General features: G+C 60.6%; 24 protein-coding genes. 20 read left to right on the top strand and 4 right to left on the bottom strand.

Going from position 1 to position 25,239, the window contains the following annotated elements:
- Positions 1–16 precede the first annotated feature (16 nt).
- The 5 genes from CXQ94_RS11870 (at position 17) to CXQ94_RS11850 (ending at position 4,415) form a co-directional block, all read left to right on the top strand.
- Complete coding sequence (locus CXQ94_RS11870; RefSeq protein WP_104090315.1) at positions 17–760, top strand: MFS transporter; 744 nt, start codon at positions 17–19, stop codon at positions 758–760.
- Positions 760–1,953: an alpha-hydroxy acid oxidase gene (locus CXQ94_RS11865; protein WP_104090313.1), complete on the top strand. Its 1,194-nt coding sequence runs from the start codon at positions 760–762 to the stop codon at positions 1,951–1,953. The genes CXQ94_RS11870 and CXQ94_RS11865 overlap by 1 nt, the downstream gene beginning before the upstream one ends.
- Positions 1,950–2,408, top strand: coding sequence for a thiamine pyrophosphate-binding protein (locus CXQ94_RS11860; protein ID WP_181034186.1), 459 nt, complete (start codon positions 1,950–1,952; stop codon positions 2,406–2,408). The genes CXQ94_RS11865 and CXQ94_RS11860 overlap by 4 nt, the downstream gene beginning before the upstream one ends.
- A gap of 63 nt (positions 2,409–2,471) precedes the next feature.
- Positions 2,472–3,458: a thiamine pyrophosphate-dependent enzyme gene (locus CXQ94_RS11855; protein ID WP_146070293.1), complete on the top strand. Its 987-nt coding sequence runs from the start codon at positions 2,472–2,474 to the stop codon at positions 3,456–3,458.
- Positions 3,459–3,860: 402 nt separating this feature from the next.
- Positions 3,861–4,415, top strand: a complete 555-nt coding sequence (locus CXQ94_RS11850) for an AAA family ATPase (protein WP_104090305.1) — start codon at positions 3,861–3,863, stop codon at positions 4,413–4,415.
- A 461-nt stretch (positions 4,416–4,876) separates the two neighbouring features.
- Here CXQ94_RS11850 and CXQ94_RS11845 read toward each other — a convergent pair whose 3' ends face one another.
- The 3 genes from CXQ94_RS11845 to CXQ94_RS11835 all read right to left on the bottom strand — a co-directional run bounded on the left by CXQ94_RS11845 (position 4,877) and on the right by CXQ94_RS11835 (position 6,884).
- Entirely contained in the window at positions 4,877–5,428 is a 552-nt protein-coding gene (locus CXQ94_RS11845; protein ID WP_104090302.1) for a YdeI family protein, read from the bottom strand.
- Positions 5,425–5,793 carry a hypothetical protein gene (locus tag CXQ94_RS11840; RefSeq protein ID WP_219817034.1) on the bottom strand — a complete coding sequence of 123 codons (369 nt, stop codon included), beginning with the start codon at positions 5,791–5,793 and terminating at the stop codon, positions 5,425–5,427. The genes CXQ94_RS11845 and CXQ94_RS11840 overlap by 4 nt, the downstream gene beginning before the upstream one ends.
- A 170-nt stretch (positions 5,794–5,963) precedes the next feature.
- Positions 5,964–6,884 carry a PaaX family transcriptional regulator C-terminal domain-containing protein gene (locus CXQ94_RS11835; RefSeq protein ID WP_146070292.1) on the bottom strand — a complete coding sequence of 307 codons (921 nt, stop codon included), beginning with the start codon at positions 6,882–6,884 and terminating at the stop codon, positions 5,964–5,966.
- A 78-nt stretch (positions 6,885–6,962) separates the two neighbouring features.
- Between CXQ94_RS11835 and CXQ94_RS11830 the strand changes: the two genes are divergently transcribed.
- From CXQ94_RS11830 to CXQ94_RS11810, 5 genes are all read left to right on the top strand, one after another.
- Positions 6,963–7,736 (top strand): VC0807 family protein, encoded by a 774-nt coding sequence (locus tag CXQ94_RS11830; protein WP_104090296.1) that lies wholly within the window; start codon positions 6,963–6,965, stop codon positions 7,734–7,736.
- Positions 7,737–8,337: 601 nt separating this feature from the next.
- A complete protein-coding gene (locus CXQ94_RS11820) occupies positions 8,338–9,249 on the top strand; it encodes a LysR substrate-binding domain-containing protein (RefSeq protein WP_104090290.1) in 912 nt (303 codons plus the stop codon).
- A gap of 100 nt (positions 9,250–9,349) precedes the next feature.
- On the top strand, positions 9,350–10,819 hold the full coding sequence (locus tag CXQ94_RS22615) for an alpha/beta hydrolase domain-containing protein (protein ID WP_181034185.1): 1,470 nt from the start codon (positions 9,350–9,352) through the stop codon (positions 10,817–10,819).
- Positions 10,820–10,886: 67 nt separating this feature from the next.
- Complete coding sequence (locus CXQ94_RS11815; RefSeq protein ID WP_181034184.1) at positions 10,887–12,242, top strand: MFS transporter; 1,356 nt, start codon at positions 10,887–10,889, stop codon at positions 12,240–12,242.
- A 121-nt stretch (positions 12,243–12,363) separates the two neighbouring features.
- The gene (locus CXQ94_RS11810; RefSeq protein ID WP_181034183.1) at positions 12,364–12,936 is read left to right on the top strand and encodes a carboxymuconolactone decarboxylase family protein; all 573 of its coding nucleotides are present in this window, start codon (positions 12,364–12,366) and stop codon (positions 12,934–12,936) included.
- 65 nt (positions 12,937–13,001) lie between these two features.
- Here the strand turns inward: CXQ94_RS11810 and CXQ94_RS11805 are convergent, their stop codons facing one another.
- On the bottom strand, positions 13,002–13,922 hold the full coding sequence (locus tag CXQ94_RS11805; RefSeq protein ID WP_104090283.1) for an alpha/beta hydrolase: 921 nt from the start codon (positions 13,920–13,922) through the stop codon (positions 13,002–13,004).
- Between the two features lie 104 nt (positions 13,923–14,026).
- Between CXQ94_RS11805 and CXQ94_RS11800 the strand changes: the two genes are divergently transcribed.
- The 10 genes from CXQ94_RS11800 to CXQ94_RS11755 all read left to right on the top strand — a co-directional run bounded on the left by CXQ94_RS11800 (position 14,027) and on the right by CXQ94_RS11755 (position 25,213).
- Positions 14,027–15,616, top strand: a complete 1,590-nt coding sequence (locus tag CXQ94_RS11800; protein ID WP_181034182.1) for an NAD(P)/FAD-dependent oxidoreductase — start codon at positions 14,027–14,029, stop codon at positions 15,614–15,616.
- A gap of 10 nt (positions 15,617–15,626) precedes the next feature.
- On the top strand, positions 15,627–16,298 hold the full coding sequence (locus tag CXQ94_RS11795; protein ID WP_104090279.1) for a TetR/AcrR family transcriptional regulator: 672 nt from the start codon (positions 15,627–15,629) through the stop codon (positions 16,296–16,298).
- Between the two features lie 59 nt (positions 16,299–16,357).
- The gene (locus CXQ94_RS11790) at positions 16,358–16,663 is read left to right on the top strand and encodes a putative quinol monooxygenase (protein WP_104090276.1); all 306 of its coding nucleotides are present in this window, start codon (positions 16,358–16,360) and stop codon (positions 16,661–16,663) included.
- Positions 16,664–17,033: 370 nt separating this feature from the next.
- On the top strand, positions 17,034–17,324 hold the full coding sequence (locus CXQ94_RS11785) for an MFS transporter (RefSeq protein WP_146070291.1): 291 nt from the start codon (positions 17,034–17,036) through the stop codon (positions 17,322–17,324).
- Between the two features lie 505 nt (positions 17,325–17,829).
- The gene (locus tag CXQ94_RS11780) at positions 17,830–18,930 is read left to right on the top strand and encodes a LacI family DNA-binding transcriptional regulator (protein WP_104090270.1); all 1,101 of its coding nucleotides are present in this window, start codon (positions 17,830–17,832) and stop codon (positions 18,928–18,930) included.
- A 151-nt stretch (positions 18,931–19,081) separates the two neighbouring features.
- Complete coding sequence (locus CXQ94_RS11775; RefSeq protein WP_104090267.1) at positions 19,082–20,743, top strand: ABC transporter substrate-binding protein; 1,662 nt, start codon at positions 19,082–19,084, stop codon at positions 20,741–20,743.
- Positions 20,744–20,746: 3 nt separating this feature from the next.
- On the top strand, positions 20,747–21,727 hold the full coding sequence (locus CXQ94_RS11770; RefSeq protein WP_104090265.1) for an ABC transporter permease: 981 nt from the start codon (positions 20,747–20,749) through the stop codon (positions 21,725–21,727).
- On the top strand, positions 21,724–22,641 hold the full coding sequence (locus CXQ94_RS11765; RefSeq protein ID WP_104090262.1) for an ABC transporter permease: 918 nt from the start codon (positions 21,724–21,726) through the stop codon (positions 22,639–22,641). The genes CXQ94_RS11770 and CXQ94_RS11765 overlap by 4 nt, the downstream gene beginning before the upstream one ends.
- On the top strand, positions 22,638–24,341 hold the full coding sequence (locus CXQ94_RS11760) for an ABC transporter ATP-binding protein (protein ID WP_104090259.1): 1,704 nt from the start codon (positions 22,638–22,640) through the stop codon (positions 24,339–24,341). The genes CXQ94_RS11765 and CXQ94_RS11760 overlap by 4 nt, the downstream gene beginning before the upstream one ends.
- Positions 24,338–25,213, top strand: coding sequence for an alpha/beta fold hydrolase (locus CXQ94_RS11755; protein WP_104090256.1), 876 nt, complete (start codon positions 24,338–24,340; stop codon positions 25,211–25,213). The genes CXQ94_RS11760 and CXQ94_RS11755 overlap by 4 nt, the downstream gene beginning before the upstream one ends.
- The last annotated feature ends 26 nt before the right edge of the window (positions 25,214–25,239 follow it).

Raw genomic sequence — 25,239 nt, 5'->3', positions numbered from 1 at the left:
CCTCTCCTACACCCTCATGCTGTCCGGTGTGCCGATCGGTGGCGTCATCGCCGCTCTGTCCGCGCTCGTGGTCATCCCACACTTGGGCTGGCGCTGGGTCTTCTTCCTAGGCATCGTCCCGGTAATCTTGGTGCTGCCGGTCATCCTGTCCAAGCTACCCGAATCCCTGATCTTCCTTGATGCCACCGGCCGCACCGAAAAGGCCGCAGCCTTGCGCACCAATCTGGGCCTGCCCGCGACCCCGGCCGCCGTCGTCCATTCCGCCGCAGCCAGCCGCGCAGAAGCGGCCGACGACAAGCGCCTGAGCGGCATCTTCAGCCGCCCCTACGTTGCCGCGTCCATGATTTTCGCCGGTTCCATCCTGATCGCCATGGCCACGGACCGCTGGGGCAGCAAGAAGATCGTAGTCCTGACATTCCTTGGCATGGCAGTGGCCCTGACCGCCCTCATGATCAAGATGCCCCAGCCGCCACTCCTTCTGGCCATCGCACTTGCCGGGGTTGGCGGACACGGCGGGCAAATCCTCATCAACCGCTTCGTCAGCCGTTCCTACCCGGCCCGCCACCGTGCCAGCGCTCTCGGCTGGAGCCTTGGTGCGGGCCGCATCGGCACCATCTTCGGCCCGATCATCATCGGCCTGATCGTCTCCGGCGGCAGCCCGCTGATCGGTTTCGCGTTCTTCGCCGTTTCCGCCCTGTGCGCCGCGGTCTTGCTGATGCTTATTCCGCGCACCCCCGCCTTCAACCATGAGGAAGAATAATGACCCGCATCATCAACCTTGACGACCTCCGCCTGGCGGCCAAGCGCAAGCTTCCCCGCCTGGTCTTCGACTTCATCGACGGCGGAGCCGAGGACGAACGCACCATGCGCTCCAATAGGGAAGCGTTTGGCAAACTCACATTGGCGCCACGCCTTCTAGCCGGAGGAGCCAAACGGGACCAATCCATCACTGTTGCGGGGCAATCGTTCCGTACGCCCGTTCTGCTTGCACCAACCGGACTGTCCCGGCTGGCCGGACGCCAGGGCGAGCTAGCCGCGGCTCGCGCCGCCGCCAGCCGCGGGACCGTTTCGATCGTCAGCTCGGCATCCAGCATGTCCGTGGACGAGGTGGCCCGCGGCGTCGACGCCCCGCAGTGGTTTCAGCTTTACCCGTGGGGTGACTGGGACCTGACCAAAACCCTCGTTGACCGCGCCCGCAATGCCGGCAGCGACACGCTCGTGGTTACCCTGGAAGTGCCCGTGACCGGCGCCCGTGAACGTGACTACCGCAGTGGCATGACCATCCCTGTTCGGATCAATCCTAATACTGCCCTCGACGTCATGAGCCACCCTCGGTGGTTGCTGGACTTGGTGACCAGCAAACCCATCACCATGGCCAACTTGGTGGGGTTGCGAGTGGGCCGCAGCAACTCCGCCGCCTCCCTGGCCCAGCTCAACATGGACTTGCTCAACCCTGCCTACTCCTGGGACGACGTCAGCCGGCTTCGGGAGGAATGGAAGGGCAAACTTCTGGTCAAGGGCATCATGAGTGCCGCCGATGCCAGGATCGCGGTGGACAGGGGAGCCGACGGCGTCGTCGTCTCCAACCACGGCGGCCGCCAAGCCGACGCGATCCCCGCCTCCCTTGACGTGCTGCCCGAAGTGGTTGCGGCCGTGGGCCACCAAACGGACGTCGTGTTCGACGGCGGCATCCGCCGCGGCACCGACGTCGTCATGGCCATGGCACTGGGCGCCAAGGCCGAACTGGTGGGACGGCCGTGGATGTACGGCCTGGCCGTGGGTGGCGAGTCCGGTGTAGCCAAAATGCTGGACATTCTCAGCGAGGAAATTGACAGAACGCTGGCCCTGATCGGGGCACCCTCCGTCGCGGCACTGAACCCAAGCCTTATCCGGGGAACCGCCGTCCCGGTCTCGAGTTCCGGAATCTTGGACGCCTTGGAGGCATCGCTGTGAGCCCCACCGTTCGCGATGTGGTGCACAGCTTTCTGGCAGAACAGGGGGTCACGAAGATCTTTGGAAACCCCGGATCCACGGAAATGCGCTTCTTCCGGAACTGGCCCGAAGGGCTGGACTATGTGCTGGCACCCCAGGAAGCCTCCGTCCTTGCCATGGCCGACGGTTACGCCCAAGCCAAAGGCCAGGTGGGCGTGGCAATGGTCCATTCAGCCGCGGGCCTGGGACATGCGCTCGGCAGTCTCTATACCGCCGAACGCAACCAGACGCCCCTGGTAGTGCTGGCTGGGCTACAAACCCGCGCACTGTTGGCCAACGAGCCGTACTTGTTTGCGCGCTCCGCCGCGGAATTCCCGCAACCGTATGTGAAGTTCAGCATTGAACCGGCCACCGCCGCGGATGTCCCCGCCGCAATTGCGCAGGCGTTCTTCATGGCCCAGCAGGCGCCGGCCTGACCAACGTTTGTCTCGATTCCGGAGGACGACTGGGACCAGCCGGCTGAGCCCCTGGTGCAACGGGTGGTCAAGGCAGGTGCGTCGGCGTCGTCGGCGGAGTTGGCCAGGATAGCGGCGGTACACGATGCCTCGGTGCGGCCTGCACTGGTGCTTGGCGCAGAGGTAGACGCCGACGATGGCCGGTTCGCCGCCGTCGCCCTCGCGGAGAAGCTGGGTGCTGACGTCCTTGTGGTGCCGTTGTCGTCGCGGTGCAGTTTCCCGGAGGACCACCCGCGATTTGCCGGGTTCCTGCAGCCCGTGGCCGAACTGTTGAACCATGAGCTCGGCAAATACGACACCGTCCTGGTGGTGGGTGCGCCGGTGTTTACCCTGCACGTTTACACGCCCGGGCCGGTGGTGCCCTCGGGAACTACCTTGTTCCACATCACGGCCAATCCGGGGCAGGCAGTCTCCGCCTTGGCGGGGGAGAGCCTTGTTTCCTCGCCTCGCCGGGCGTTGGAAGCATTGGCGCAGATAGTGTCCGGCAGGCCCGCGAAGCGACGGGCGGCAGGCGCCTCAGAGGCTGTTGCCCCCGTCGAGTCCATGAGTCCGGAATTCGTGCTGCAGACTCTTGCCGGGCTATTGCCGCACGACGCCGTGTTCGTCGAGGAAGCACCAACACACCGCAACGCCATGCACACACACCTGCCCATCATCATGGGTCAGCGCTTCCATGTTGCCGCCAGCGGCGGGCTCGGCTGGGGGATGCCCGCCGCCGTCGGCATGGCACTGGCCGATCCCGGAGCCACAGTGGTCTGCATCATTGGCGACGGATCCAGCCTGTACTCGATCCAGTCCCTAAGGACGGCGGCACAGCGCGGCGCCAACGTGGTGTTTGCCGTGCTGAACAACTCCGGATACGCGGCCATGAAAGCGTTTGGCCGTCGGCTCGGTGTGCCCAATGCACCCGGCCTTGACCTGCCCGACATCGACCTAACGCAATTAGCCAGGGGCTTCGGTGTTCCGGCCGACCATGTCACGGAAGCATCCGACGTTCACGGCGCACTTTAAAAGGCGCTGCTGCGGCCGGGGCCGGTGCTGCTGGACATTCATGTGGGGCCAGCCGGAGGTGAGTTGTATTAGGCACAGTCGAGGAGCGTTCAAGTCCCGTCACTAATGGCCCCGATGTCTGATACCTGTGACCAATCCACACCACCACCTGCTGTGCAAAAGTCGTCCAGTTCATAGGCAGCCATGATTGGCCGCACTGCCACATAATCCTCCCGAGACTTGAAGGAAAAGCAAATGCGTGGGAGACCCACAGAACAGGTCCTTCCATTGGCTGACGCAATTTCAAATTGATACTCCATCGCGCTCAATGAAACTCTGGCATGCCGGGTGACACGATCAGGCACTGCAGCGACGTAGCCGATCTCGCCGAGGTGTTTAGTCTTGCATGCAAGAATTTCAGGAATGAAACGATCGAGAATCCATGTAACGGGGGCTAGCGGTTCCGGCACGACGACTTTGGCTCGTTCCCTTGCAAACCATTGGTCAGTGCCTCATGCCGACGCCGATGACTATTTTTGGCTACCGTCAGATCCGCCATACGTGAATATGCGTCCCGAAAATGAGCGCTTGAATCTGATGCAAAGGTTGTTCGTTCCGGGGGGAGCTTGGGTCCTCTCGGGTTCAATGCTCGGTTGGGGCGAAAGCGTTGTTGATCAATGTGATGCTGTCATTTTCCTGTCGCTCAATTTTGAGGAACGGATGCATCGGCTCGAAACCCGTGAGATCACACGGAGGGCCGGAGGCGAATTCGACGAGGTCGCTTGGGGACAATTCCTTGAATGGGCACAGGGCTATGACGATCCGATATTCAAAGGAAGGAGCCGTGCCCGTCACGAGAAATGGCTTAGGGGCCTCAACAAGCCCGTGCTCCGGCTCGACGGTGCCCAGACTCGGGAGCAACTAGTTGCCGCCGTTTTGAACTGGCAACCCAGCGTGAGGCGGAACCAATCCGTCTGATGGGAAATGTTCCATGTGGGAAAACTTGGGCCGGACAAAAAAGCCTTTGTCGGCCAGAGCCATGACTGGGCTGAATAGTAGGAAGCGCATTAGTTCCCGGCTGTTCATCGGCCAACTATGGGCATCCGTCCGTCGCGTTTGGCGCGGGAAGTTGATGCAGGAGGGTTTGCCCCGCACTCCTTGCAGGGCCGCAATCCAGCCTCTATCTGGACAGAGGAATCCCCGGACCAGCGCTTCGCGGGCGCTCTGCTGTAACGGATCCTCAGCCGGATCGGTCCTAAGTGAATTCTCCGAATTGTTGTTGAGGAGCGAACAGTGTCCTCAGCGTTGGGGCTTGGGAATCATCCGGATTCGTCGCCGATGCGCTGGACCACCAAACGCGCGATGGCCAGGCTTTGTGACTCAGGCCTGTCCTGGCCCCAATTTCGACGGCGGTCATTACGACGGTGTTGTCCGCGGGGCTAAATTTGGGTGGTTAGCCGCGTCATGATGCGGGTGAGAGTGTTTGTGCGAGCCTCGGGCGTGTAGGCCTTCAGCAACGGCAGGAAAAGGGTGTATTGACCCGATCGGCTGAGACGTTCGAAGGCGGCCAACGCCGAGGGGTTGCCTTCCAGCGCCGCCGTCAGCTCTGCGGGCACCCTGGCGGTGCGTTGCGATTCGTAGGCGGCTTCCCATCGTCCATCGGTCTTGGCCTCTTCGATCTCCTTTAACCCGGGAGGTCGCATGCGACCAGCCTTGATGAGTAGTTCGGCCCTCGCCACGTTGACCTTTGACCACGAACTCCCGGGCCTGCGCCGCGAATACCGTTGAAGAAATGACACTTCGTCGCAGGCCTTGCGCTGACCGTCGATCCACCCGAAGCAAAGTGCCAATGCGCCTGCCTCAGCAATCGTGACGAGCGGGATACCCGCATGGCGTTTGCCGATCCGCAGCCATACCTCGGTCTGTTGCTCGTGTTGGACTGTCAGCCATGACTCCCATCCGGCTGCATCGGAAAACTCCAGCGCATTCATGGCAAGGCCTCAATTGATGTTGGGAGTGGTTGACGATACTGGGGGCCGGGCATGACGCCCAAAAAACTGCCGAACGGATCGACCAATGACTGCTCCGATGCTGCTGGCGATGGGTTACATCGGCTATCGATGATGCCAAGCTCATGCGGGAAGTCACTCAGGGGAAACCCGGTGTAGGCAAGGTTTTCCTCCGGGCCAGGCCGCTCGAAAAAGGAATCCAAGCCCAGGAACTGGGCATACCGGGCGGTGGCTGCCGCAACATCCGGGGCCCAGAAGTTGATCGTACTTAATCCCCGCAAGTTCATGCTTTGCACCACTTCATGGATTGGCTGCTTCTTTCGGTCAGCATATTCTGAGTTGCGCATTTCTGGTTACTAGTAAGCCGTCGCTGGGGCGGTAGAACTGGCCGCCGCCAACCACGTCCTGTGAGGGGGTGGCCCAACGGCACGGCACCGTTGACGCCATCGCTGACACTTTTGCGCCGGAGGCCGGGCTATTGACCCCATTAGAACCGCACCTTGGACACAAGTGCCAATCACTGCGGGGGTGGATCAGCAGTGCCTGCGGCAGAGGAACTTGACGTTGAGGATGCGGCGACTTGCGTGTGTCCCTCCTTCTCGCTGCGGGGGGTGCGCGGCTCCAGCTCGACCAACGTGGTAGCAGCGGCCTCATCGATCACGGCCTGGGTGTGCTGCTTCGCCAACGGAAGCAACACAGCATTGACCTGGTACACCTCGGCCCGCATTTCGGGCAGATGCCACTCTTCCGGGTACAGTTCGGCCGGGAGTGATGGAGTCTGTATCTGGATTCGTACGAATTCCTGCCAGAGGTCATAGAGGTTCGTGAGAGCCTGGTGGTTGGTGAGCTGCCGATTGTGCACGCGGCGGCCGATGAGCTCGATCCGGTCCCTGAAAGCTTCGATGTCGGCGGCGATTTCCGCTAGGCCCCAGGCCTGGTCGGCTAGTCGACGCGCGGTGTCAAGATCGCAGCCTAGGCGCACCCGTTCCACGGCTAGGTCCTCTCGCTTCAGCCAGGTATCTGCCCACCGGTCGGGATCGGTGACCCCGATCAACAATCCGGACCGGGGTGCCCCGAACCCTGCCGCGAACGCCCGCTCGCGCAGCCGGTTTCTCTCGGCCCGGTGGACCTCGGGGATGTCGTAAAGTATCGCGTCGAACGCTCCGGACCAGTTCGCTGTTTCGCCACCGAACGTAATCCCCTGATACTGCGCCAAGTATCTACCGGCGAGCCGGTAGATGGCAACACGACCGATGCGCTCAGCGGACAATGATCCTGCCTCACGCATCCGGTGCAACAGGGTGCGAGCGGCCGAAACTGACATGCCCAGATCTGTAAGGAGCGGCACGAGAACGGTGCCTGGAACCGCTTGGGCGCCGATGGTACCGAACAGGTAGCCGACCGAGGCCAGGCCGGGCGCAGTCCGTGCCGGACTCATGGCGGCGGCACCAATTCGGAACAATTAAGCATGTTGTGCAGTCTTCCATCTTTACGTAGGGAAATGTAAAGTAATGCCATGGCGATCATAGTAGACGCTGATGATACGCGTCGAGAATTCAGCAAACGCTCTCTATTCGCAAGCCTGGCACTCACGGTGGTTTTCGACATCGGCTTGGCAATCCTTGCGTTCTCCGTCGCACAAGCACTGGGGGCCTCAGACACCGTGGCCTACCTGATCGCGAGCGTCGGCCCACTGACTGGCATGTTCGCGAACTGGTTTCGCACTCACAAACTCGGTGGCGTGTCCATTATCATCTTGGTCACGATCCTGATCTCGGCAGCGGTCAGCCTGATCGGCAGCCAGGATGCCCGAATCCTGCTGCTCAAGGATTCCGCTCTGACCGGTGGATTCGGGTTGGTGACCCTGATCTCGGCCCTCCCGATCTTTCCGAAACCGCTGATGTTCTTCTTTGGCCTCAAGTTCGGCACGGATGGAATGCGTGGTGGCATTCAGGAGTGGTACGACCTGTGGGACAAATACCCGGTATTCCGCAAGGGGCAGTACTTGATCAACACGGTATGGGGCGTATCGTTCCTGCTTGAAGCCCTGATCAAGGCCTTCAGCAGCTTGGTACTGCCCTACTCTGTCGCTTTCACGGTCAACCAGATCTTCCCTTTCCTTGTTCTGGCCGCCGTGATCTTCTGGACCATCCAGTACGGCAACAAACAGAGGCAACAGGGTGAGGAACGAGCCGCACAGGCGCAGCAACAGGAAGCACGACTCCGTGCGCCGAAGCCCACGACCCTCGACGAGCCCGGCCCCACCGTCGGCTCCGGGCGGAGTATGTAGAAGATCCGCGCTCCGAATCGAGAGACCCCGCCAAAACCAGCTCATACCAGCACCTGTGCATCCGCCTCCATGTCGATAACAAGGAAGCTCCCGCGAGACTCTTCGGATTCCACAGCAGTCCCAAGACATGTAGATCGCCGCCTGAACGAAATTCCTTCGTCCGCCTTGACCTACCTGCAATTCCATTACTTGGTGGTGGCCCGGGGGAGATGTCTGCTGGTGACCGAACGAATCTTTGTCCTTACTATGAACAGGGTTTATTCGTGGCAAGCCAGGGGATTTCTGCATTGAAAATTGGCCGCCGGGCCTGCCCCAGGCCAATGAAGGCCACATGCCCGGAGTTGAATTTCGGTTGGTACCCAACCTTCCATGGTGCCCCCATTTGAAAGGTGAGGATCAGGCCAGCAGACAAGACTTTGACCAAATGATTGGCCGCGCCCAAGCTCCTATAGGTCATGCCCGGCGAAACACCGGAAACCAATAGCAACGTCCCGTACTGGCAGTACGCCTCGTGGGCTAGTCGAAAAGACCGTGCACATTTGCGGGTTTGAAAGTGGGGCTGCCGCGCGTCACCGGGGCTGGGCCGTTTACCCTTGGGTCTATGGAACTTCGCTGGATGCGTGCTTTTGTTGCTGTGGCAACTGAACTGAACTATGGTCGTGCCGCCGTCCTCCTGCACATCAGCCAACCGGCAGTTAGTCAGCAGATCCGCAAGTTGGAACAGGCTGTTGGCACTCAACTGTTTGAACGGAGTTCACGCGCCGTGCGCCTCACCTCGGCCGGTACGGCGTTCCTGCCGTCTTGCCTTGAGACGCTGCGAGTCGCCGATTCAGCTGTGCGCGCCGCCCTGAACGCCGTGGATGCGGATCAAGGCGTGGTCCGCGTGGGTTTTGCTGGAGGCATGGCAAGCCGGGCTATCTCAGCCCTCACGGGTGAAGTTCGAAGGCGGTTTCCCGGGATAGATCTGCAGATTTCAGCATCCCTGCACACAGCCGGGGTCTTGGAAGAGCTTGCAGGCAACAAACTGGACCTGGGGTTCATGGCCGAATCGCGCCAAATGCCTGGAATATCGACGCGCCTAATCTCTGCCGCAGCCCTGTGCGCCGCCGTGCCGCTAAACCACCCGGCGGCGAGTCTGAGTCAGGTGGCATTGGCCGCCTTGGCGGAGGAACCGTTTGTGTTGATTGCGAGCAAGGCGGCCTTGAGGCTCGGCGATATGGCCGTGGAGGCATGCCTTGACGTAGGTTTTTCGCCCAGGGTGGTTCAGGAGGCTCCGGACACTTTCACCATGTTGGCATTGGTTGGTTCCGGCGTAGGCATCTCCGTCATGCCCAATCCGATGTTTGAGATGTGGTCAAGCGGAGTGGCGTTCGTGCCACTTTCCGATGTAGACCGCCGACTTCGATCTGTCCTCGCGTGGCGGAATACCGAAGGGTTCGGCGCGCTCCTCAAGGTCCTTGAGGTGGCTGGTGAGTTGTTCCCGACACCTGCCATAAATAAGCAAACGTTATAGTTCCAATCCAAGACTTGTATTGGACGGTTATGGCAACCGAGTGCCAAAGTGGTTTTACACGATGTGATGTGTAACACCATCTTGATTGCAAGGACAAACGATGCTCATTTCCGACGATCCCCGCTCCACCTTGGCGGATGTGCCGATCTTGAAGGGACCGCTGCCGGTCACCTCCGTCAGCTATCCGTTTTCCACCATGGCCCGTGCCATCGAACCAATCGATCTTGCGGGGGCGGGTTACCTCGAGGAAGAGTATTTTGTCTCTGGCACGGCCAATGTTTATGCGGCCGACGACAACGGGAAACCCTTGGTCGATGAAGCCGGCGTTCCGTACGTCAATCGACTGCTGGTCCGCCGTCCCGCTGACGACTCTAATTCAAGTGGCGTTGTATGGGTGGACATCCTCAATGCCTCAAATGGTTTCGACGTCGAAGACCACTGGCGCCGAGCTTGGAGTCACTGGATGGGGCGCGGGGACACTTATGTCGGCGTCACCTCAAAGCCACTCAACGTGGACGCGCTGAAGAACTTTAATCCTGACCGCTACGGCGAACTGAACTGGGATCTGCCTGACGCCGCAGCCCGTTCAACCATCAAGGCAGTGGAAGGTTCGTGGAACCCGTTCCAGGAGTTGCCGGGGTCAGAAGAAGGGCTTGCATGGGATATTTTCACCCACGTGGGCACTCTCTTACGCAGTCCCGCCGGGCAGGCTATCACTGGACCCAAGGGTCCCGGGCTGGTATTTCTGATCGGCCAATCGCAGTCCGCCATCTACTTGAACACCTGGATTGACATGTTCCACAGGCCGTCCAGCGTGGCGAACGGCGCGCCCCTCTTTGACGGGTACCTGGCCACCGCAGGGGGAGCCCTAATACGGCCCTTGCGGCAGGGAATCCCGGCAGCCGGGCCGTCACCCTTCACGGTCGCCGAGTACGCCCGGCCTGAGCTGGAGGTACCCCACATCACCGTCACGTCCGAGGGCGATGTTGCCCTCTTTGGGGCCGGAGCCGGGCTCCTGGAACCGGGGTTCCTTGATGGTCCGCTGCGACGCCATTACATGGTGGCAGGCACGCCCCATACTGACCTGCGCTCCACAGTGATCCCGGCCGCAGAGGAGATCCGCCGGGCAGGACGTTTGCCGCGCACCATGGACCACGGATTCCTGGATTCACTGAACCTGTTCCCGCTGGAACCGGCAATAACCGCCGCCATGGACGCCCTGGTGGCCTGGGCAGGGCAGGGACAAGAGGCGCCGCCCTCGGTCCACTTCGACACGGCACCCGACGGCTCCCTGGCCCGGGACACCGACGGTAACGTGCAAGGTGGCCTTCGCTACGGACTGATGGTCCGCCCGATGGCCAGTTTCGCTGGATCCAATGGGGGAGAGGTCTACGGAACCATGTCCCTCTTCCCCCCGGAGCGGGTGCATGCAGCATTTCCAACCCGCCACGACTATTTGGCGGCCATGGCCGAGCACGATGGCGCACTCCGTACAGCCGGGTACCTCAACGACGACGGCGCCCGACAACTTGGCAATATCGCCCGGGAAATTTGGGATCGGCTGGCCTAAGGCTGGCCCGAATCCCATCCACCCACCAGCGCTCGATCCGATTCACAGCGAAGTGAAAGGCCCCACCATGACATCCTCCCCCGCGATTCGTCCCTCGAGGAAATCAACCAAACAGCCCAACATGGCTCGCCGGGCCGCCGTGAGCGCCTTTGCCGGCAGCACTATTGAATACTTTGATTTTGTCATCTTCGCCACTGCCTCCGCACTGGTCTTCAACAAGGTCTTCTTTGCCGGACTTGGCGACCAGGCCGCGCTTCTCGCCTCACTTGGCACCTTCGGTGTCGCATACATCGCTCGGCCGCTGGGCGCCGTCGTCCTCGGAGGGCTAGGTGACCGGATCGGCCGCAAAGCAGTCCTGACCATCACACTTCTGATCATGGGTGGCGCCACCTTCATTATTGGCCTGCTGCCCGGCTATGACGTCCTCGGTGCTGCGGCACCTATCGCGTTGATTGCCATGCGCGTGCTGCAGGGTGTCTCCGCCGGTGCCGAGCAGGCCGGATCCAATACGCTGACGGCCGAGCACGCACCCAAGGAAAAGCGTGGGCTGTATGCCAGCTGGACCATGCAAGGCGTTGTGGCAGGATCCCTGCTCGCCGGGATATCGTTCATGCCCATCACGGCAGCAGGCCAGGACTTCCTTTTGGGCGGCGGCTGGCGCATTCCCTTCCTGATGGCGGGACCGTTGATGTTGGTTGCCGTTTGGATCCGTTCCCAGGTGGACGAGCCTGAGGTCTTTACCGTGACCCGGGACGACACTCCTGCGGTCAAGGTCGTCCCCATTCTGGACGTTTTCCGCTACCACTGGAAAAACCTCATCCGTGTCATCTTCTGCAGCCTTTTCGCCCTGAGTGGTTCCATCATCGGCGTCTTTGCCCTGGCCTACGGAACGAAGACCGCCGGCGTGGATGCCACGACGCTCATCATGATCAGTGCGCTTTCAGGAATCGTGGGCCTGGTTGTGCAGCCGTTCATGGCCATCCTCTCGGACAAGATCGGCCGCAAACCGGTTTTCATCAGCAGCGTGCTGTTGATAGCCGTCGGCTTTTTTGCGATCTTCTCGGCCCTGAACACCGGCAACGTTGCCCTGATTCTCGCCGCGTTCTTGGCCGTACAGGTCGTTTCCGTGGCCGGAAATGTGGTGCAGGCGTCCTTCTACACCGAAATGTTCCCCACCGAGGTCCGCTACACAGGTGTTGCTGTCGGTACGCAATTGGGCCTGGTCCTGGTCGGATTCGCCCCGGCCATTGGTGCCGCCATCCAGCGGCCCGGACCCGACGGATGGGTGCCAGTGGCCATATTCGGTGCCATGGGAATGGTCCTGGCAGCCATTGCCGCCGCCACTGCCAAGGAAACCCGAGGCATGGATTTTGCTTCGGCAGACCAAGAAAGCCCTTCCCCAACGAAAACACTGGCAGGCTAGGCCGACGCCGAAAATTCGGCCACTGATCCCGATCTTTCCCCTTGAAATACCCACCCAACCCGCTGGAAACCTCATCCGCCTCACGGTGGTGGGGCCCGGCGTCGCACACTAGGAGATGAGCATGAACGAACGATTTACACCCCTGACAAGAGAGCAACTCGACATCAAACAGGCGGCACTCTACGACAGTTTGGCCACAAGTGCGGCGGGGAAGCAGGACTTTTCGCTGGTGGATTCCAAGGGAGCCTTGGTGGGGCCCTTCGGGCTCATGTTGCTCGATCCGGAGCTGGGTGTCGCCATCCAGAACCTTGGTGCGGTGTTCAACTCCGGTTCGCCACTGACCCACCGCACGCGTGAGATTGCCATCCTCAGGGTGGCAACCCTTGAAGCCAGTGATTTCGAATGGTACGCCCACGAGCCCATCGCACGAGCGATTGGATTGAACGACGTCGAGATAGCCGCGATCCGCGCCGGCACCTTCGCTGTGCAAAACGCCGAAGAGCAGGCCGCATTTGATTTGATGGGCACGTTCCTTGGCGACGGAATCTTATCCGACGCCGAGTTCGCCAGGCTCCAGGACGCTGTTGGAGCCCGGGCCCTCTACGCCCTCATTGGCCTGGCTGGGTATTACCGGATGATTGCGCAGTCCATGCGGGCCTTTGGGGTTGGTGTGCCGGACCCGGTGGCCGGATAGTCCTGGCGGTATATTCCAGTACCCAGCGGCCTGGACCAGCATTCCTGGCCAGGCCGCTGCGGCGTTTAGCTGACGAACTTTCCGCAGTCCGCGACTTCCCGCAGGCTGGTGCCCAGGTGTTCAAGCGCCGCATCTGCTTGCGGGAGAAAGCCGGCCTGCAGATGGAAAACATGCCAAAGGCCGGGGTGACGACGATGCCGAAATACCTCATCTGACACCCCAGCGCCGCTAAGAAGGTCCTCAAGTAAGTCGGCATCGGCGCCGATGGGGTCATCGCCAGAGGACTGCATAACGATGGGTGGCAGGCCGCTCAGGTCTCCATAGACGGGGGATACCAGCGGATTGTGCACGTCCCCTGTCCCAACATAAGGAACGAGCCAGTCGCGAATCATGCCCGTCTCGATCAAGGGGTCGGTCCGGTTCATGCGCGTCCCGTTTGAATCGCTGACAAGATCCATCCACGGACAGATTAGCCCGAGTGCGGCCGGGGCCGGGCACGACTCATCCCGTAGGTACTTGGCGAGTGACAACGCCAGTCCGCCACCGGCCGAGTCGCCAGCAATTACTATTCTTTTCGGATCTCGGCCGCTGTCCACGAGCGCCATGAACACATCACGTGCCTCATGCAGGGCAGTGGGGAACTGTGCTTCCGGAGACCGCGAGTAGTCCACGGTAATGACTTCGAATTGACCAGCGATTGCCAGCCGCGCCGCGATGCCGCGGTATCCGCGCGCACTGCCCAGCGCATAGCCGCCGCCATGAAGATAAATGAGTACACCGGCCGGTCCGCCTCCGGGAGGCGTCAACCGCTCCACCGGCACATTCGCGAGCCGATATTTGACGATTGGTACTCCGCGTGGGGGACGGCTGACGCCGCCGATGACATCGACCACCCGACGTTTGACTCCGATAGAGAGACGCTCGGTGGCGAACATGGGACGTACTGTCCGCAGGGCCCCACGCAAGACGGCGGCTGGAATTTGCATCGCAAAACCTCTCGACATGTAAGTAAGTACTTACTACGCTAGGGGACAGCCTGCGCAACCGCAATAGAAATTGCGCAACGTCTTCAACGATGAAGGAGCTCGAGATGGCAGCAAATGAGTCAACCAAAAACAGCGACGCTGCTGGCCTGGAGCGTGAAAGCGTTCAGCCGCGCAGCGTAGAGGTCTTGATTCTCGGTACGGGTGTTTGCGGTATTAGTGCAGCGGTGGGCTTGCATCGTGCGGGGATCGATGACTTCGTGGTCATTGAGCGCTCGGATGAGATCGGCGGCACCTGGCACCGCAACATCTACCCAGGTTGCGCCGTCGACATTCCCTCGCACCTGTACTCGTTCTCGTTCGCGCCAAACAACAAGTGGTCGCGGGTATTTGCCCCGCAGGGTGAGGTTAAGGACTACTTGGTCGAAGTTGCCGAGATGTTCGATATCCGCCGCCGCATCCAGTTTGGTGTCGAGTTGCTCGACGCAAGCTGGATTGAGGGAGAACAACATTGGCGCATTCAGACAAGTTCGGGCATCTACCTGGCGCGGTCCTTCGTCACAGCAGCCGGCCCGCTCCACGAACCGGCAATACCTGATCTTCCCGGGCTTTCGGAATTCACCGGCGAGATGTTCCACTCGACAAACTGGCCAGAAGACCTTCACCTGCGGGGGAAAAAGGTCGTCGTCCTTGGTACCGGAGCCTCCGCGGTGCAATTCATCCCGAGGATCCAGCCGGAAGTAGAGTCCTTGACCGTGTTGCAAAGGACGCCGTCATGGGTGATGCCCAAACCGGACTGGAACGTCACGGGCGTAGAGAAAGCGCTCCTGCGAAAATTCCCAATCCTTAGCAAAATTTCCCGGTACGTCTTGTGGGCACCGATGGACGTGTTCTTGCTCGCGGCGACTCGCCACCCGAAGATCGCGCGGGCCACCGGCGTGGTCGGAAAGTTCCACATGCGCCGATTCATTAAGGATCCCCAGCTTCGCGAGGACCTGACTCCCAGCTACGCGCCAACCTGCAAGCGCCTCGGGCTGTCCAATGAATACTTCCGGGCCATGGCCAAGGAGAACGTCAACCTGGTCACCTCGGCGGCAGCATCACTGGGCGAGTCAAGCGTGACTACCAGCGACGGCCAGACTTTTGAGGCCGACGTCGTCATCTTCGGCACCGGATTCCAGACCATTCAGCACCACCCCATCAACTCCCGGATCCACGGGATCGGGGGGCGCAGCCTGGAAGAGACCTGGCAGGGCAGCCCCCGCGCCTACTTAGGATCTTCCGTTGCCGGCTTCCCCAACGCGTTCACGATGTTTGGACCAAACATCGGCACCCTGTCGGGATTTGTCATGGCCGAGGCCCAGACCGACTATCTGGTCGGAGCCATCAAGGCGTTGCGGACGAACGGCCTGGCCAGCCTCGAGGTCACCCAGCAAGCCCAGGATGAGTTCAACGACATCTGTGATCAAAAGTTGAAGACCTCCACCTTTGTTCTGGGCGGGTGCTCAAGCTACTACCTCGACGACAAGCACGGCCGGGCACCGCTGGTCTGGCCATGGTCCATGGCATGGATGCGGATTCGGCTCCGCAAATTCGATAAAGGACCGTACCGTGCGGTCCCCTTGGCCGACACCGGTTGGGGCGCTATTGACACGAGCGAGCCGGTCCGGGGATCCGCAACGGCGGCCAAACGATAGAGTTGCACGCATGCCCCCTCAATCACCACAAGCCGCAAAAGCGATCCCCAAAGCCAAACTTGAGGAGTCGAAAAGGCGGGTGCCATCGGGTGAACGCCGGGCCCTGATTTTGCTGGCAGCCCGGAAGGTCTTCGTTGAGAAGGGGCTGGACGGGGCCCGCACCCGCGACATCGCGGCGGAGGCCGGCATCAATGAAGGGCTGATGTACCGGCATTTTTCCTCGAAGGAAAGCCTGTTTGAGGCGGCCATCAGTGCACCGCTTGAGGCCGCGGTAGCCCACCTCGTCGAAGCTTCCGGGACGCCGCCGGGAGAGTTCGACGAGTCGGGTGGTGACATGAGGGAACGCACCAGGCTGTTCCTTGTGGATCTCATCCGTGCCATGGATGAGATCTCCGAGATGCTCGGCGTCGCATTGTTCCGGGAGTCGGAACAGGCTGCCGCCTACTACCAGAGCCGGATTGCCCCGAACTTGGCGACCGTGGAATCTGTGGTCCTTGCCAATCTGAGCCACTGGAGCCACACCAACTTTGACACCGGCCTTACAGTGAATTTCGTGTTTGGGGCGGCATGGTTCCATGTGACGGCTTCGAAGCTGGAAGGCCGCACCACTGACCCGGAACGCGTAGCAGCGTACCTAGTTGGGTTGCTGTTCGACGGCCTGTTCCGCCACCCGGGCAAGTGACCGGTTAGGGTTGGTCTGAATCGCGTCGCTTCACACGCCTACGAGCAAGGAAAGCCCAGATGCCAGAGTCATTCTTTCAAGTAGTAGTCCGCTACACCGTCAAGCCAAGTGAAATAGATACCGTGCTCGGTTTGCTGGGCGAAATGGCCGCCGCCACTCGTGCGGAGGAAGCGAACATTTCTTACGACTTCTTCCAAAGCGCGGAGGACCCAGCTCAGATTGTGATTCTGGAACGCTACACCGATGCTGCCGGATTTGCCGCGCACCGCGGTTACGGGCACATTGACCGGATAGGGACGGCCCAGATCATTCCGCGGCTGGCCGGTCGGTCCATCCAGACCTTTGAGAACGCCACCGATTCATAGCGCCGGGGCTCAAAAGGATTACTCCTTTGGAGGTAGTCGGAGTTGAGGGCGAAATGGGAGAGCTGCAGATCGTCTGAATCGTCCGGGAAAGTCCTGGATATGGTTCCCCGATGGTTTTCGGCTAAGCCACACGTCGAATGGGGCCTGGGGGATTGGGCTCGGTCGGCGCCCCAGGCCCTCGACAGTCGATTCTTCAGGTCAGACATCCAGCCCCGAATTGTGTAGTGCACTGGCGGCAGGCCAGTAGTCAAAAGCCTGGTGGGGTCCTTGGGAGTCGCTCGAGAGATCAGTTCACGATGTTCAGTTTGTTTATTTGTACTGTTCCGGCGGCGGTGGGTTACTGTCCGCAAATAACGGTGTGGCTAGCGCGGTGAAAACTTCTTGGTTGCTAGTGATTGTGGTGGTGCTGGAAAAAATCCAGGCGTCGTTCGCTGTCAATTCGTTGACGGTTTGGATGGCAGGGATTATCCGTGACCTAGACACGCCAGCGACGTCTGTGGGTACTGCTATGACCGCAGGAACGTTTTCCATGGCGGCATTCATCTTGCTGGGCGCCGAAGTTGGTGCGCGCTTTGGGATCCGAAAGGTGTTTCAGATGGCGGTGGCCTTCCACGCATTGGCGACGGTCCTTCGCACTCACGGGGGCTTTCTTCGCCGCTGAATCGAATATTCTGCTCAGTTTTGGCTTCAGGTTCCGAGCTCGCGTTGGTCGCCTGCATGGCCGCTATGTTGTTTATAGGCACTGCAGCAAACTTCCTTAACAATGAGCAGGCCAAAGATATCCTCTCCGATCGGGCCCACGGCGCGGAGCTTCAGGCCGCAATTGAAGTCAACGAGGAGGCGCGTCTGCAGGCCCCCAAATTTCACTCCTCGGCTTGGCAGCCCTAGCACTGCTCGCCGATGCCGGACAGCACCCGCCCACAATCCACCCCATAGCGGGATGCGCTCAGCATTGGCTTTCAAACAAAGCCAGGACAGCCCCTAGTGAATGCGTTTTCGTGGTGAAATCTGCTGGTGCCATGGACGGTGGTGCTTGGGGGGAAGATGTTCGACGGCGACGCCCACACCCCTGATAGGCCTCGCTCATCTAGTATTGAAGCTGCCGCTCTCCTTCCCCGTGGCTTACGGGGCTGATGAGGGCTCATGATCAGGCGAGGGGACAATCAGTGGCCAAGGCTCCTACCGTTTACGATGTTGCTTCCGACGCCGGTGTTTCGATAGCGACGGTATCGCGGGTGTTGAGGCGTCCTGCAGACGTTCGTGAATCGACTCGCGAGCGAGTCATGGCCTCCGTCCGGGAACTTGGCTACGTACCAAGCGGCTCGGCCAGAGGCCTCGCGGCACGGCGTACTGGTGCCCTCGGACTTTACTTTCCTGGCTTTGACGCCATGGATGATCTAGACGAAATCAGCGACCTCTCGGCCAATGAATCGCCGGGGTACACACTCATTGACGACGTGGGTGGTGCCCAGGATTCTCACCAGTTCAATCTCTACTTCGATGAGGTCCTGCGCGGTGCCGAACTCGAAGCGTGGCGCCGCGGATTTGCTCTCACGGTCGCCGTAGGTCGGGGCGGATTGGCCGCAGACGCGGTTCGTGACATGGCCGGCCGCGTCGATGGCCTGCTGGTGCTTTCCCAGAGTGTTCCCGACGACGCGCTTGAGCAACTCGCCCGACGCATCCCCATCGTCGTGCTCGCCAGCAAGGCCGAGGGAGGGCCGTTCGACAGTGTGACGGTGAGCAACCGCGAGGGGATGCATGCTCTCGCCGCGCACGTCATCGGTGACTTGGGCAGCGGTGACATCGCCTATGTAGCGGGGCCCCTCGATTCGCCCGACGACACTGATCGCTGGGCGGGCTTCGTATCGGCTCTGCGTGAGCGCGGCATGGAGCCCGGAGACGTAAGGCTGCGCCGCGGTGAATTCACCAGGGCTTCGGGGCGCCGCGCCGGCGCCGATCTGTTGGCATCCGGTGACCTGCCCAAGGCAATCATCTGCGCCAATGACCAGATGGGACTTGGAGTCCTTGATGCCCTCAACGGCTCCGGAGTTCGCGTTCCCGACGACGTGGTCGTTACGGGCTTTGACGGCATCGAGGCCGCCAACCTTTCATCACCGCGACTGACCACAGTGCATCAACCGATGGAGATGGTTGGCCGTGCCGCCATCCAGCTCATGCAACGCAGACTCGACGATCCGGAGGCCGAGCCCGCCAGTATGCGACTGCCCGTTAAGGTGCTCCTTCGCGAGAGTTCAGAGCGCAAATAGTCATCCAAATCGTTCATGATTGGGCCTTGCGGGATAGCAATGTATGCGCATACACTCAAGGGAGACCAGAGGATGCTATGGGCATCCCGGCGCAGCGCAGTCCGTACGGACTGCCTCGTGACAGCGAAGACATGAGGAAACAAGAGTGTCAATGACGAACTCGAAAACGCGAACTAAACGCATGTCGGTGATAGCCGGAATCTCTGTTGTAGTACTGCTTATCTCCGCGTGCAGCATCCAAATCAAGAGCGAGCCAGATCCCTCGATCCCTGACGACACCATGCTCATTGCCGCCGACAAGGGTTCGCCCATGTTTGAGAAGATCTTCAATCCGTATCTCTTCAATAAGCGCATTGCCGCAAGTTACATCTACGAGCCGCTTACTGCTGTCAACGTACTCGACGGGACGCAGACTCCCTGGCTTGCCGAGAAGGTGGCCCTCACTGATGCCCGCACCATCGACTACACAATTCGCCGGGGTGTCACCTGGAGCGATGGCGAGAAGTTCACGCCGGACGACGTGGCATTTACCTTTAACCTCATCAAGAAATACCCGACGCTAGACATCAAGGGTGCCTGGCAGCACATTGAGAGTGTCGAGACCGACGGCGACCACGTTATCGTGCACCTCAAAGATGATGACGCGCCTGCTGCCGACGTTATCTCGCTGACGCTCATCGTCCCGGAGCACATCTGGAAGGACGTGGAGCACCCTGACACGTGGCGCGATGAGGACCCTGTGGGGACAGGGCCCTTTACGCTTGGCAATTTTTCGTCCCAGCAATACACGTTGGACAAGAACCAGAACTATTGGCAAGCAGACAAGGTCCAGATCCAGCATCTCGTGCTTCCAGCGGCCACGAGCGAGCTGGACATCGTTACCAAAGGCTTTGATTGGGCCTATTCGTTCATGAGTAATGTCGAAGGCACCTGGGGTGCGGCCAATCCAGATAATAAGAACTGGTTCCCGCCGGGTGGAGTGATCAGCCTGGTACCCAATCTTGACAAGGCCCCGTGGGACAACGTCGATCTACGCCGGGGCATCGCCCTCGCCCTGGACAAAGACAAAATTGCTGATGCCGCCACGGAGGAGTACATGAGCAAAGCCGGTCAGACCGGTCTCATGTTGCCCAACCAGAAATCGGAGCTCAACCCCGAGATTCCCAACAGCGGTGTGATCGAACAAAACACTGATGCGGCGCTGGCCTCGCTGGCGAAGGCCGGCTACACCCTGGTCAACGGCACCTTGGTGGATGCCAACGGCAAACCGTTTACCTTTTCGGTGACCACAGCCAATGGGTATACCGACTGGCTGCGCGCCATTCAAGAGGTTCGTAAGCAGCTCAGCGCGATCGGCATCGACGTGACGATCAAGCAGCCCCAGCCGGCTGGATACCAGCAGGCTATTCAGAACGGTGACTACGAGGTGGCGATGGGAGGCATGGGTGGTGGAAACGTCTTCCAGGCCTACAACAGCCTGCTCTCAAGTGAGTTCCACGTGAAGAACGGCGAACTGGCCCCGAGCAACTTTGAGCGTTATAGCGACCCACAGACCGATGCGCTTCTGGCAGAGTACAAGGCGACCATCGACCCGGCAAAACAGCTGGAAATAAGCCACCAGCTGCAGCAAATTGTCTACGATCAACTTCCCGTGATTGGCCTCTACTACGGCGGGCTATGGGGTCTGTACAACACCTCCAAGTTCACCGGATGGCCTACCGCCGAAGACCCGTACGCCCCACCGCAAACCTACGACTCGAGCCCGCTACTCATTTTCACCAAGCTCAAGCTCGCCACCAAGGACGGTGAATAGTTCATGGCCTTCGTACTTCGCAAGATCGGCCTGTTCCTGCTGACCCTATGGGCGGCTGTCACCTTGAACTTCCTCCTTCCTCGCATGATGCCCGGATCACCCACCGATGCGGCGATTGCCAAGCTCGCTCAGAACGGGCCGGTCACCGACGCGACACGGAAGGCCATCGAGGCCCAGCTTGGTGTGCCAGATGGCAACATCTTCGAGCAGTATCTCGGTTACCTCCACCAGGTCATCACTCTCGACTTTGGTGTCTCCTATACCTTTTATCCGCAGTCGGTCTCTGAGATGATTTGGCAGGCTTTCCCTTATACGGTCATTCTCGTCGGGTTCGTGACCATCATCGCCTTCGTGCTCGGAACCCTCATCGGTGTTCTCACCGCGTGGAAGCGCAATACCTGGCTGGACGCCCTTCCCACCTTGACCGGCAGCTTTGCCAGCACGTTCCCGTACTTTTGGACGGCGCTATTGCTGCTGTTCTTCGCCGGCTACGTCTTTCACCTGTTCCCCACATCCGGCGCCTTCGGACCAACCGCCAGCCCGGCGATGACCTGGGAGTTCTTTGTGGACGTGCTCTACCACGCAGCGCTTCCGGCACTTACGATTCTCATTACCTCCCTTGGCGGGTGGATCATCGGAATGCGCAACGCAATGATCAATACGCTCGGCGACGACTACGTGACATTTGCCGAAGCCAATGGCCTCAAGGGCCGCACAGTTGCCATCCGCTATGCGGCACGCAACGCGATCCTGCCAAATCTGACCGGCTTCGGACTGGCCCTGGGCGGTGTGGTCGGTGGCTCGGTACTCGTCGAGCAGGTCTTCGGCTACCCGGGAATCGGATATCTGCTCTTCAACGCCGTTATCGGCCAGGACTACCCGCTGATGCAGGCCCTGTTTCTGATGATCACCGTCAGCGTGCTCATCGCAAACTTCCTCGTTGACATCATGTACGGGGTACTCGACCCAAGGACACGACGATGACCACCACACAGAACGTCACGAAATCCACGGAAAAAGCGATGAGGCCACCGCGCAGACTCGCCTTCATCACCCGATTGGCCGCAACCCTGTGGGCCAACTGGAAGTCGCGCCTAGGGCTCATCATTCTCGCCTGCTTCATCTTCGTTGCAATCTTCGCGCCGCTCCTAGCACCGTACGGCGCCTCACAAGACGGTTTCGAACGAAACGCTGACGCGAGTGCGGCGCATTGGTTTGGTACCACGGCGGCGGGCGAAGACGTGCTCAGCCAACTGATCTACGGATCGCAGATCAGCGTCTCCGTCGGATTCATCGCCGGGCTACTCTCCACGATCGTTGCCATTGTCATCGGCCTGAGCTGGGGATACATCCGTGGGTTCGGTGCCGACGTCATCAACTTCATCGTCAACTTGTTCCTCGTCATCCCCGGCCTGCCGCTCATGATCGTAATCGCCGCCTACTTGCAAAACGGTGGCCTCGTCATGATCGTGGCCGTCATCGTCATCACCGGGTGGGCGTGGGGGGCGCGTGTCCTGCGGGCACAAACACAAACGCTGCGCTCCCGAGACTTCGTCACAGCGGCCCGCTTCTCAGGGGAGCCGGCATGGCGCATCGTGTTCAAGGAGATCCTGCCCAACATGACCTCAATCATCGCCGGCGGCTTCTTCGGCGCCGCAACCAGTGCAATCCTTGCGGAGGCCGGGCTCGAGTTCCTGGGCCTCGGCGACTCAAGCATTGTCAGCTGGGGCACCATTCTCTACTGGGCACAAAACTCCAACGCCCTCCTAACCGGGCAGTGGATCCTGCTTTTCGCTCCCGGACTTTGCATCGCGCTGCTCGCTCTGAGCCTGACGCTCATCAACTTCGGTGTCGATGCGATCAGCAATCCACGCCTCCGCGAAGGGAAGTCACGATGAACCACATTCTTGAGGTCAAGGATCTCTCGGTCGTCTACGAATCAAACGGGTTCACAGCTTTGCAGGCTGTCGATCACGTGTCGTTTGTGCTCGAGGCCGGGGAGTTCGTCGGCCTGGTCGGCGAGTCTGGCTCCGGCAAATCGACGCTCGGGTTTGCCATCACCCGATTGCAAAAGCCACCCGCCCGCACCAACGGGGGACAGATTCTCTTTCGGGGGAAGGACATTCGCGAGCTCGACGTCGAATCGTTGCGTCAACAGCGCCAGGGTGGCTTTGCGATGGTGTTGCAGTCCGGCATGAACGCGCTCAACCCGGTGCGCACCATCCGCAATCATTTCATCGACATCTTCCGAGCACATGGGCATGTTGAAAAATCCAGATGGGACGCCCGCCAGATCGAGCTCATCGAGAAAGTGGGGCTCTCGAAGGAAGCCCTCGCGCGGTTCCCAGGCGAGCTCTCGGGTGGAATGCGCCAGCGGGTGTCGATAGCCCTGGCGCTATCGCTCGAACCGCAGCTGATGGTCTTTGATGAACCGACCACCGCACTGGACGTGTTGGTGCAGCAGGCCATCATGACAACTATCAAGTCATTGCAGAAGTCCGAAGGCTTCACCGCCGTTCTCATCAGCCACGACCTCGGCGTGGTGCTTGAGTCAACGCAGCGGGTGCTGGTCATGCATGAGGGCCGCATCGTCGAAGATGCCTCCAGTGCCGAAATTCTACAAAACCCGCAGGATGAGTACACGCGGATGCTGCTGAGCCACTACGCCGACCCGCGCGCGGAGGTTGTTGAGCTTCCGGGCTTCACGGAACGGGCCAGTCGCGACGGGGCAGGCGCGGGCAAAGCCTCCGGCACCACCGCCGCGGGAACCACCGCATCCCGGGAGGGCCGTTCGGCTGACTCCGCGATCGTCGTCGACCAGGTATCGATGGTCTACCCGCCGCCACGAAGGGGCGAATCAGCCATCACAGCCGTCGATGATGTCTCGTTCACGCTTGAGCCGGGTGAGTCTCTCGCCCTTGTTGGCGCATCCGGAAGCGGCAAATCGACCATCGCCAAGCTGATCACCGGCATTGAAAAGCCGACGTCGGGCACGGTCAAATTTGGCTCGCTCGATGTTGCGCGACTTGGCCGGGGTCAGATTCGCGAGCTGCACAGAAACGTCCAGATGATCTTCCAGGACCCATACTCCGCCCTCAACCCGCTGCACACGGTGGAATACACACTGACTCGTCCGGTGGTGAACTTTGGCGGCCTTCGCGGACCGCAGGCCAGAAGACGGGTACTGGAGTTGCTTGAGACTGTGGGATTGGCGCCCGTGGAGCAATTTGCCGCCAAGCTTCCCCACCAGCTTTCCGGTGGGCAGCGCCAACGAGTGGTGATCGCCCGTGCGCTTGCCAGTAACCCGCAGGTTCTGATTGCAGACGAGCCGGTATCGATGCTCGACGTGTCGCTTCGGGCCGGTGTTTTGGCGCTGTTGGAAGAGCTGCGCGAACAATGGGGCGTGAGCATGCTGTACATCACTCACGACCTGCTCAGCGCCCGGCTGGTCACCGAGAACATCATGGTACTCAACGGCGGCAGGGTGGTTGAGCGCGGCAACACCGCCCAGGTGCTGCAGCATCCGGAAGATGATTATACGATCCGCTTGCTAGATGCCGTGCCCAATCCGGCCCGGGCCTGGGGCGCTGCCGTATGAGGCTCACGCAGATAGCCGCCTTCGGGGCACCCGCCGTGCCCGACGGCGTCGCCGTAGTTGGTATCCCGGCCAGGATCGGCCAACTCACTGCCTACCATGCCGAACCGGTAGGGGAGTCGCGCGGAACTGTCCTCCTTGTTCCCGGATTTACCGGGTCAAAGGAAGACTTTCGCAACTTCCTACCCCTCATCTCTGCCCGGGGCTGGGACGTCTGGGCCTACAGCCAGCGTGGCCAGGGCGATTCCGTTGGACCTGCTGGGATCGAGAACTATGCCCTCGGACTCCTCGCCTCCGATGCACTCGAAGTGGCCGAGATCGTCGGCAAGGGAGATCCCGTACATCTGCTCGGCCACAGCTTCGGCGGCATCGTCGCACCGGAAGCTGCGATCGCCTGCCCCGAGGCGTTTCTGAGCCTGACCGTTCTTTGCTCTGGGCCGCATGGTTGGCCAGGCCGGCACGAGGACACGAGCCGGGCCGTTGCTGCCGGTGGCAGCATCGGGCTATGGAGCCGCGACAACCCGCATACGCTCGGGCTGGCCGACGATTTGTTGACGCCGGAGGAAGCCTTCCTGCGACTGCGCGCGGCCCGTACGTCGAGCGACAGTTTGCTGGCGGCCGCGCAGATACTGCGCACCCATGCCGACAGGGGCGCCGAGATTGCCGCGACAGAGCTTCCCGTCCTTATTGCGCACGGCGAGCACGACGAAGCGTGGCCCATCGAGTGGCAGCGCGCCATGGCCGGGCGCATCGGCGCGGACTACGCGGTGATACCCGCCGCGGCACACTCGCCGCAGCTGGAAGCACCCGGGGCAACCGCCGTCGTGCTTGACAAGTTCTGGGCGAAAAATGACTCATTCAACAGCAATTCATAGCAACAATCCACACCGCAATTTCAGGA

Origin of the sequence: Arthrobacter sp. GMC3, from assembly GCF_002929305.1 — a bacterium.
Lineage (GTDB): Bacteria > Actinomycetota > Actinomycetes > Actinomycetales > Micrococcaceae > Specibacter.
The sequence above is the reverse complement of the archived record's forward strand: the minus strand, read 5'-3'. Positions and strand labels throughout refer to the sequence as shown.

Coding starts and splice junctions, on each gene's coding strand:
- CXQ94_RS11870 (WP_104090315.1), top strand. CDS start 17: ATGCTGTCCGGTGTGCCGATCGGTGGCGTCATCGCCGCTCTGTCCGCG.
- CXQ94_RS11865 (WP_104090313.1), top strand. CDS start 760: ATGACCCGCATCATCAACCTTGACGACCTCCGCCTGGCGGCCAAGCGC.
- CXQ94_RS11850 (WP_104090305.1), top strand. CDS start 3,861: ATGAAACGATCGAGAATCCATGTAACGGGGGCTAGCGGTTCCGGCACG.
- CXQ94_RS11845 (WP_104090302.1), bottom strand. CDS start 5,428: ATGAATGCGCTGGAGTTTTCCGATGCAGCCGGATGGGAGTCATGGCTG.
- CXQ94_RS11840 (WP_219817034.1), bottom strand. CDS start 5,793: ATGCGCAACTCAGAATATGCTGACCGAAAGAAGCAGCCAATCCATGAA.
- CXQ94_RS11835 (WP_146070292.1), bottom strand. CDS start 6,884: ATGAGTCCGGCACGGACTGCGCCCGGCCTGGCCTCGGTCGGCTACCTG.
- CXQ94_RS11830 (WP_104090296.1), top strand. CDS start 6,963: ATGGCGATCATAGTAGACGCTGATGATACGCGTCGAGAATTCAGCAAA.
- CXQ94_RS11820 (WP_104090290.1), top strand. CDS start 8,338: ATGGAACTTCGCTGGATGCGTGCTTTTGTTGCTGTGGCAACTGAACTG.
- CXQ94_RS22615 (WP_181034185.1), top strand. CDS start 9,350: ATGCTCATTTCCGACGATCCCCGCTCCACCTTGGCGGATGTGCCGATC.
- CXQ94_RS11815 (WP_181034184.1), top strand. CDS start 10,887: ATGACATCCTCCCCCGCGATTCGTCCCTCGAGGAAATCAACCAAACAG.
- CXQ94_RS11810 (WP_181034183.1), top strand. CDS start 12,364: ATGAACGAACGATTTACACCCCTGACAAGAGAGCAACTCGACATCAAA.
- CXQ94_RS11805 (WP_104090283.1), bottom strand. CDS start 13,922: ATGCAAATTCCAGCCGCCGTCTTGCGTGGGGCCCTGCGGACAGTACGT.
- CXQ94_RS11800 (WP_181034182.1), top strand. CDS start 14,027: ATGGCAGCAAATGAGTCAACCAAAAACAGCGACGCTGCTGGCCTGGAG.
- CXQ94_RS11795 (WP_104090279.1), top strand. CDS start 15,627: ATGCCCCCTCAATCACCACAAGCCGCAAAAGCGATCCCCAAAGCCAAA.
- CXQ94_RS11790 (WP_104090276.1), top strand. CDS start 16,358: ATGCCAGAGTCATTCTTTCAAGTAGTAGTCCGCTACACCGTCAAGCCA.
- CXQ94_RS11775 (WP_104090267.1), top strand. CDS start 19,082: ATGACGAACTCGAAAACGCGAACTAAACGCATGTCGGTGATAGCCGGA.
- CXQ94_RS11770 (WP_104090265.1), top strand. CDS start 20,747: ATGGCCTTCGTACTTCGCAAGATCGGCCTGTTCCTGCTGACCCTATGG.
- CXQ94_RS11765 (WP_104090262.1), top strand. CDS start 21,724: ATGACCACCACACAGAACGTCACGAAATCCACGGAAAAAGCGATGAGG.
- CXQ94_RS11760 (WP_104090259.1), top strand. CDS start 22,638: ATGAACCACATTCTTGAGGTCAAGGATCTCTCGGTCGTCTACGAATCA.
- CXQ94_RS11755 (WP_104090256.1), top strand. CDS start 24,338: ATGAGGCTCACGCAGATAGCCGCCTTCGGGGCACCCGCCGTGCCCGAC.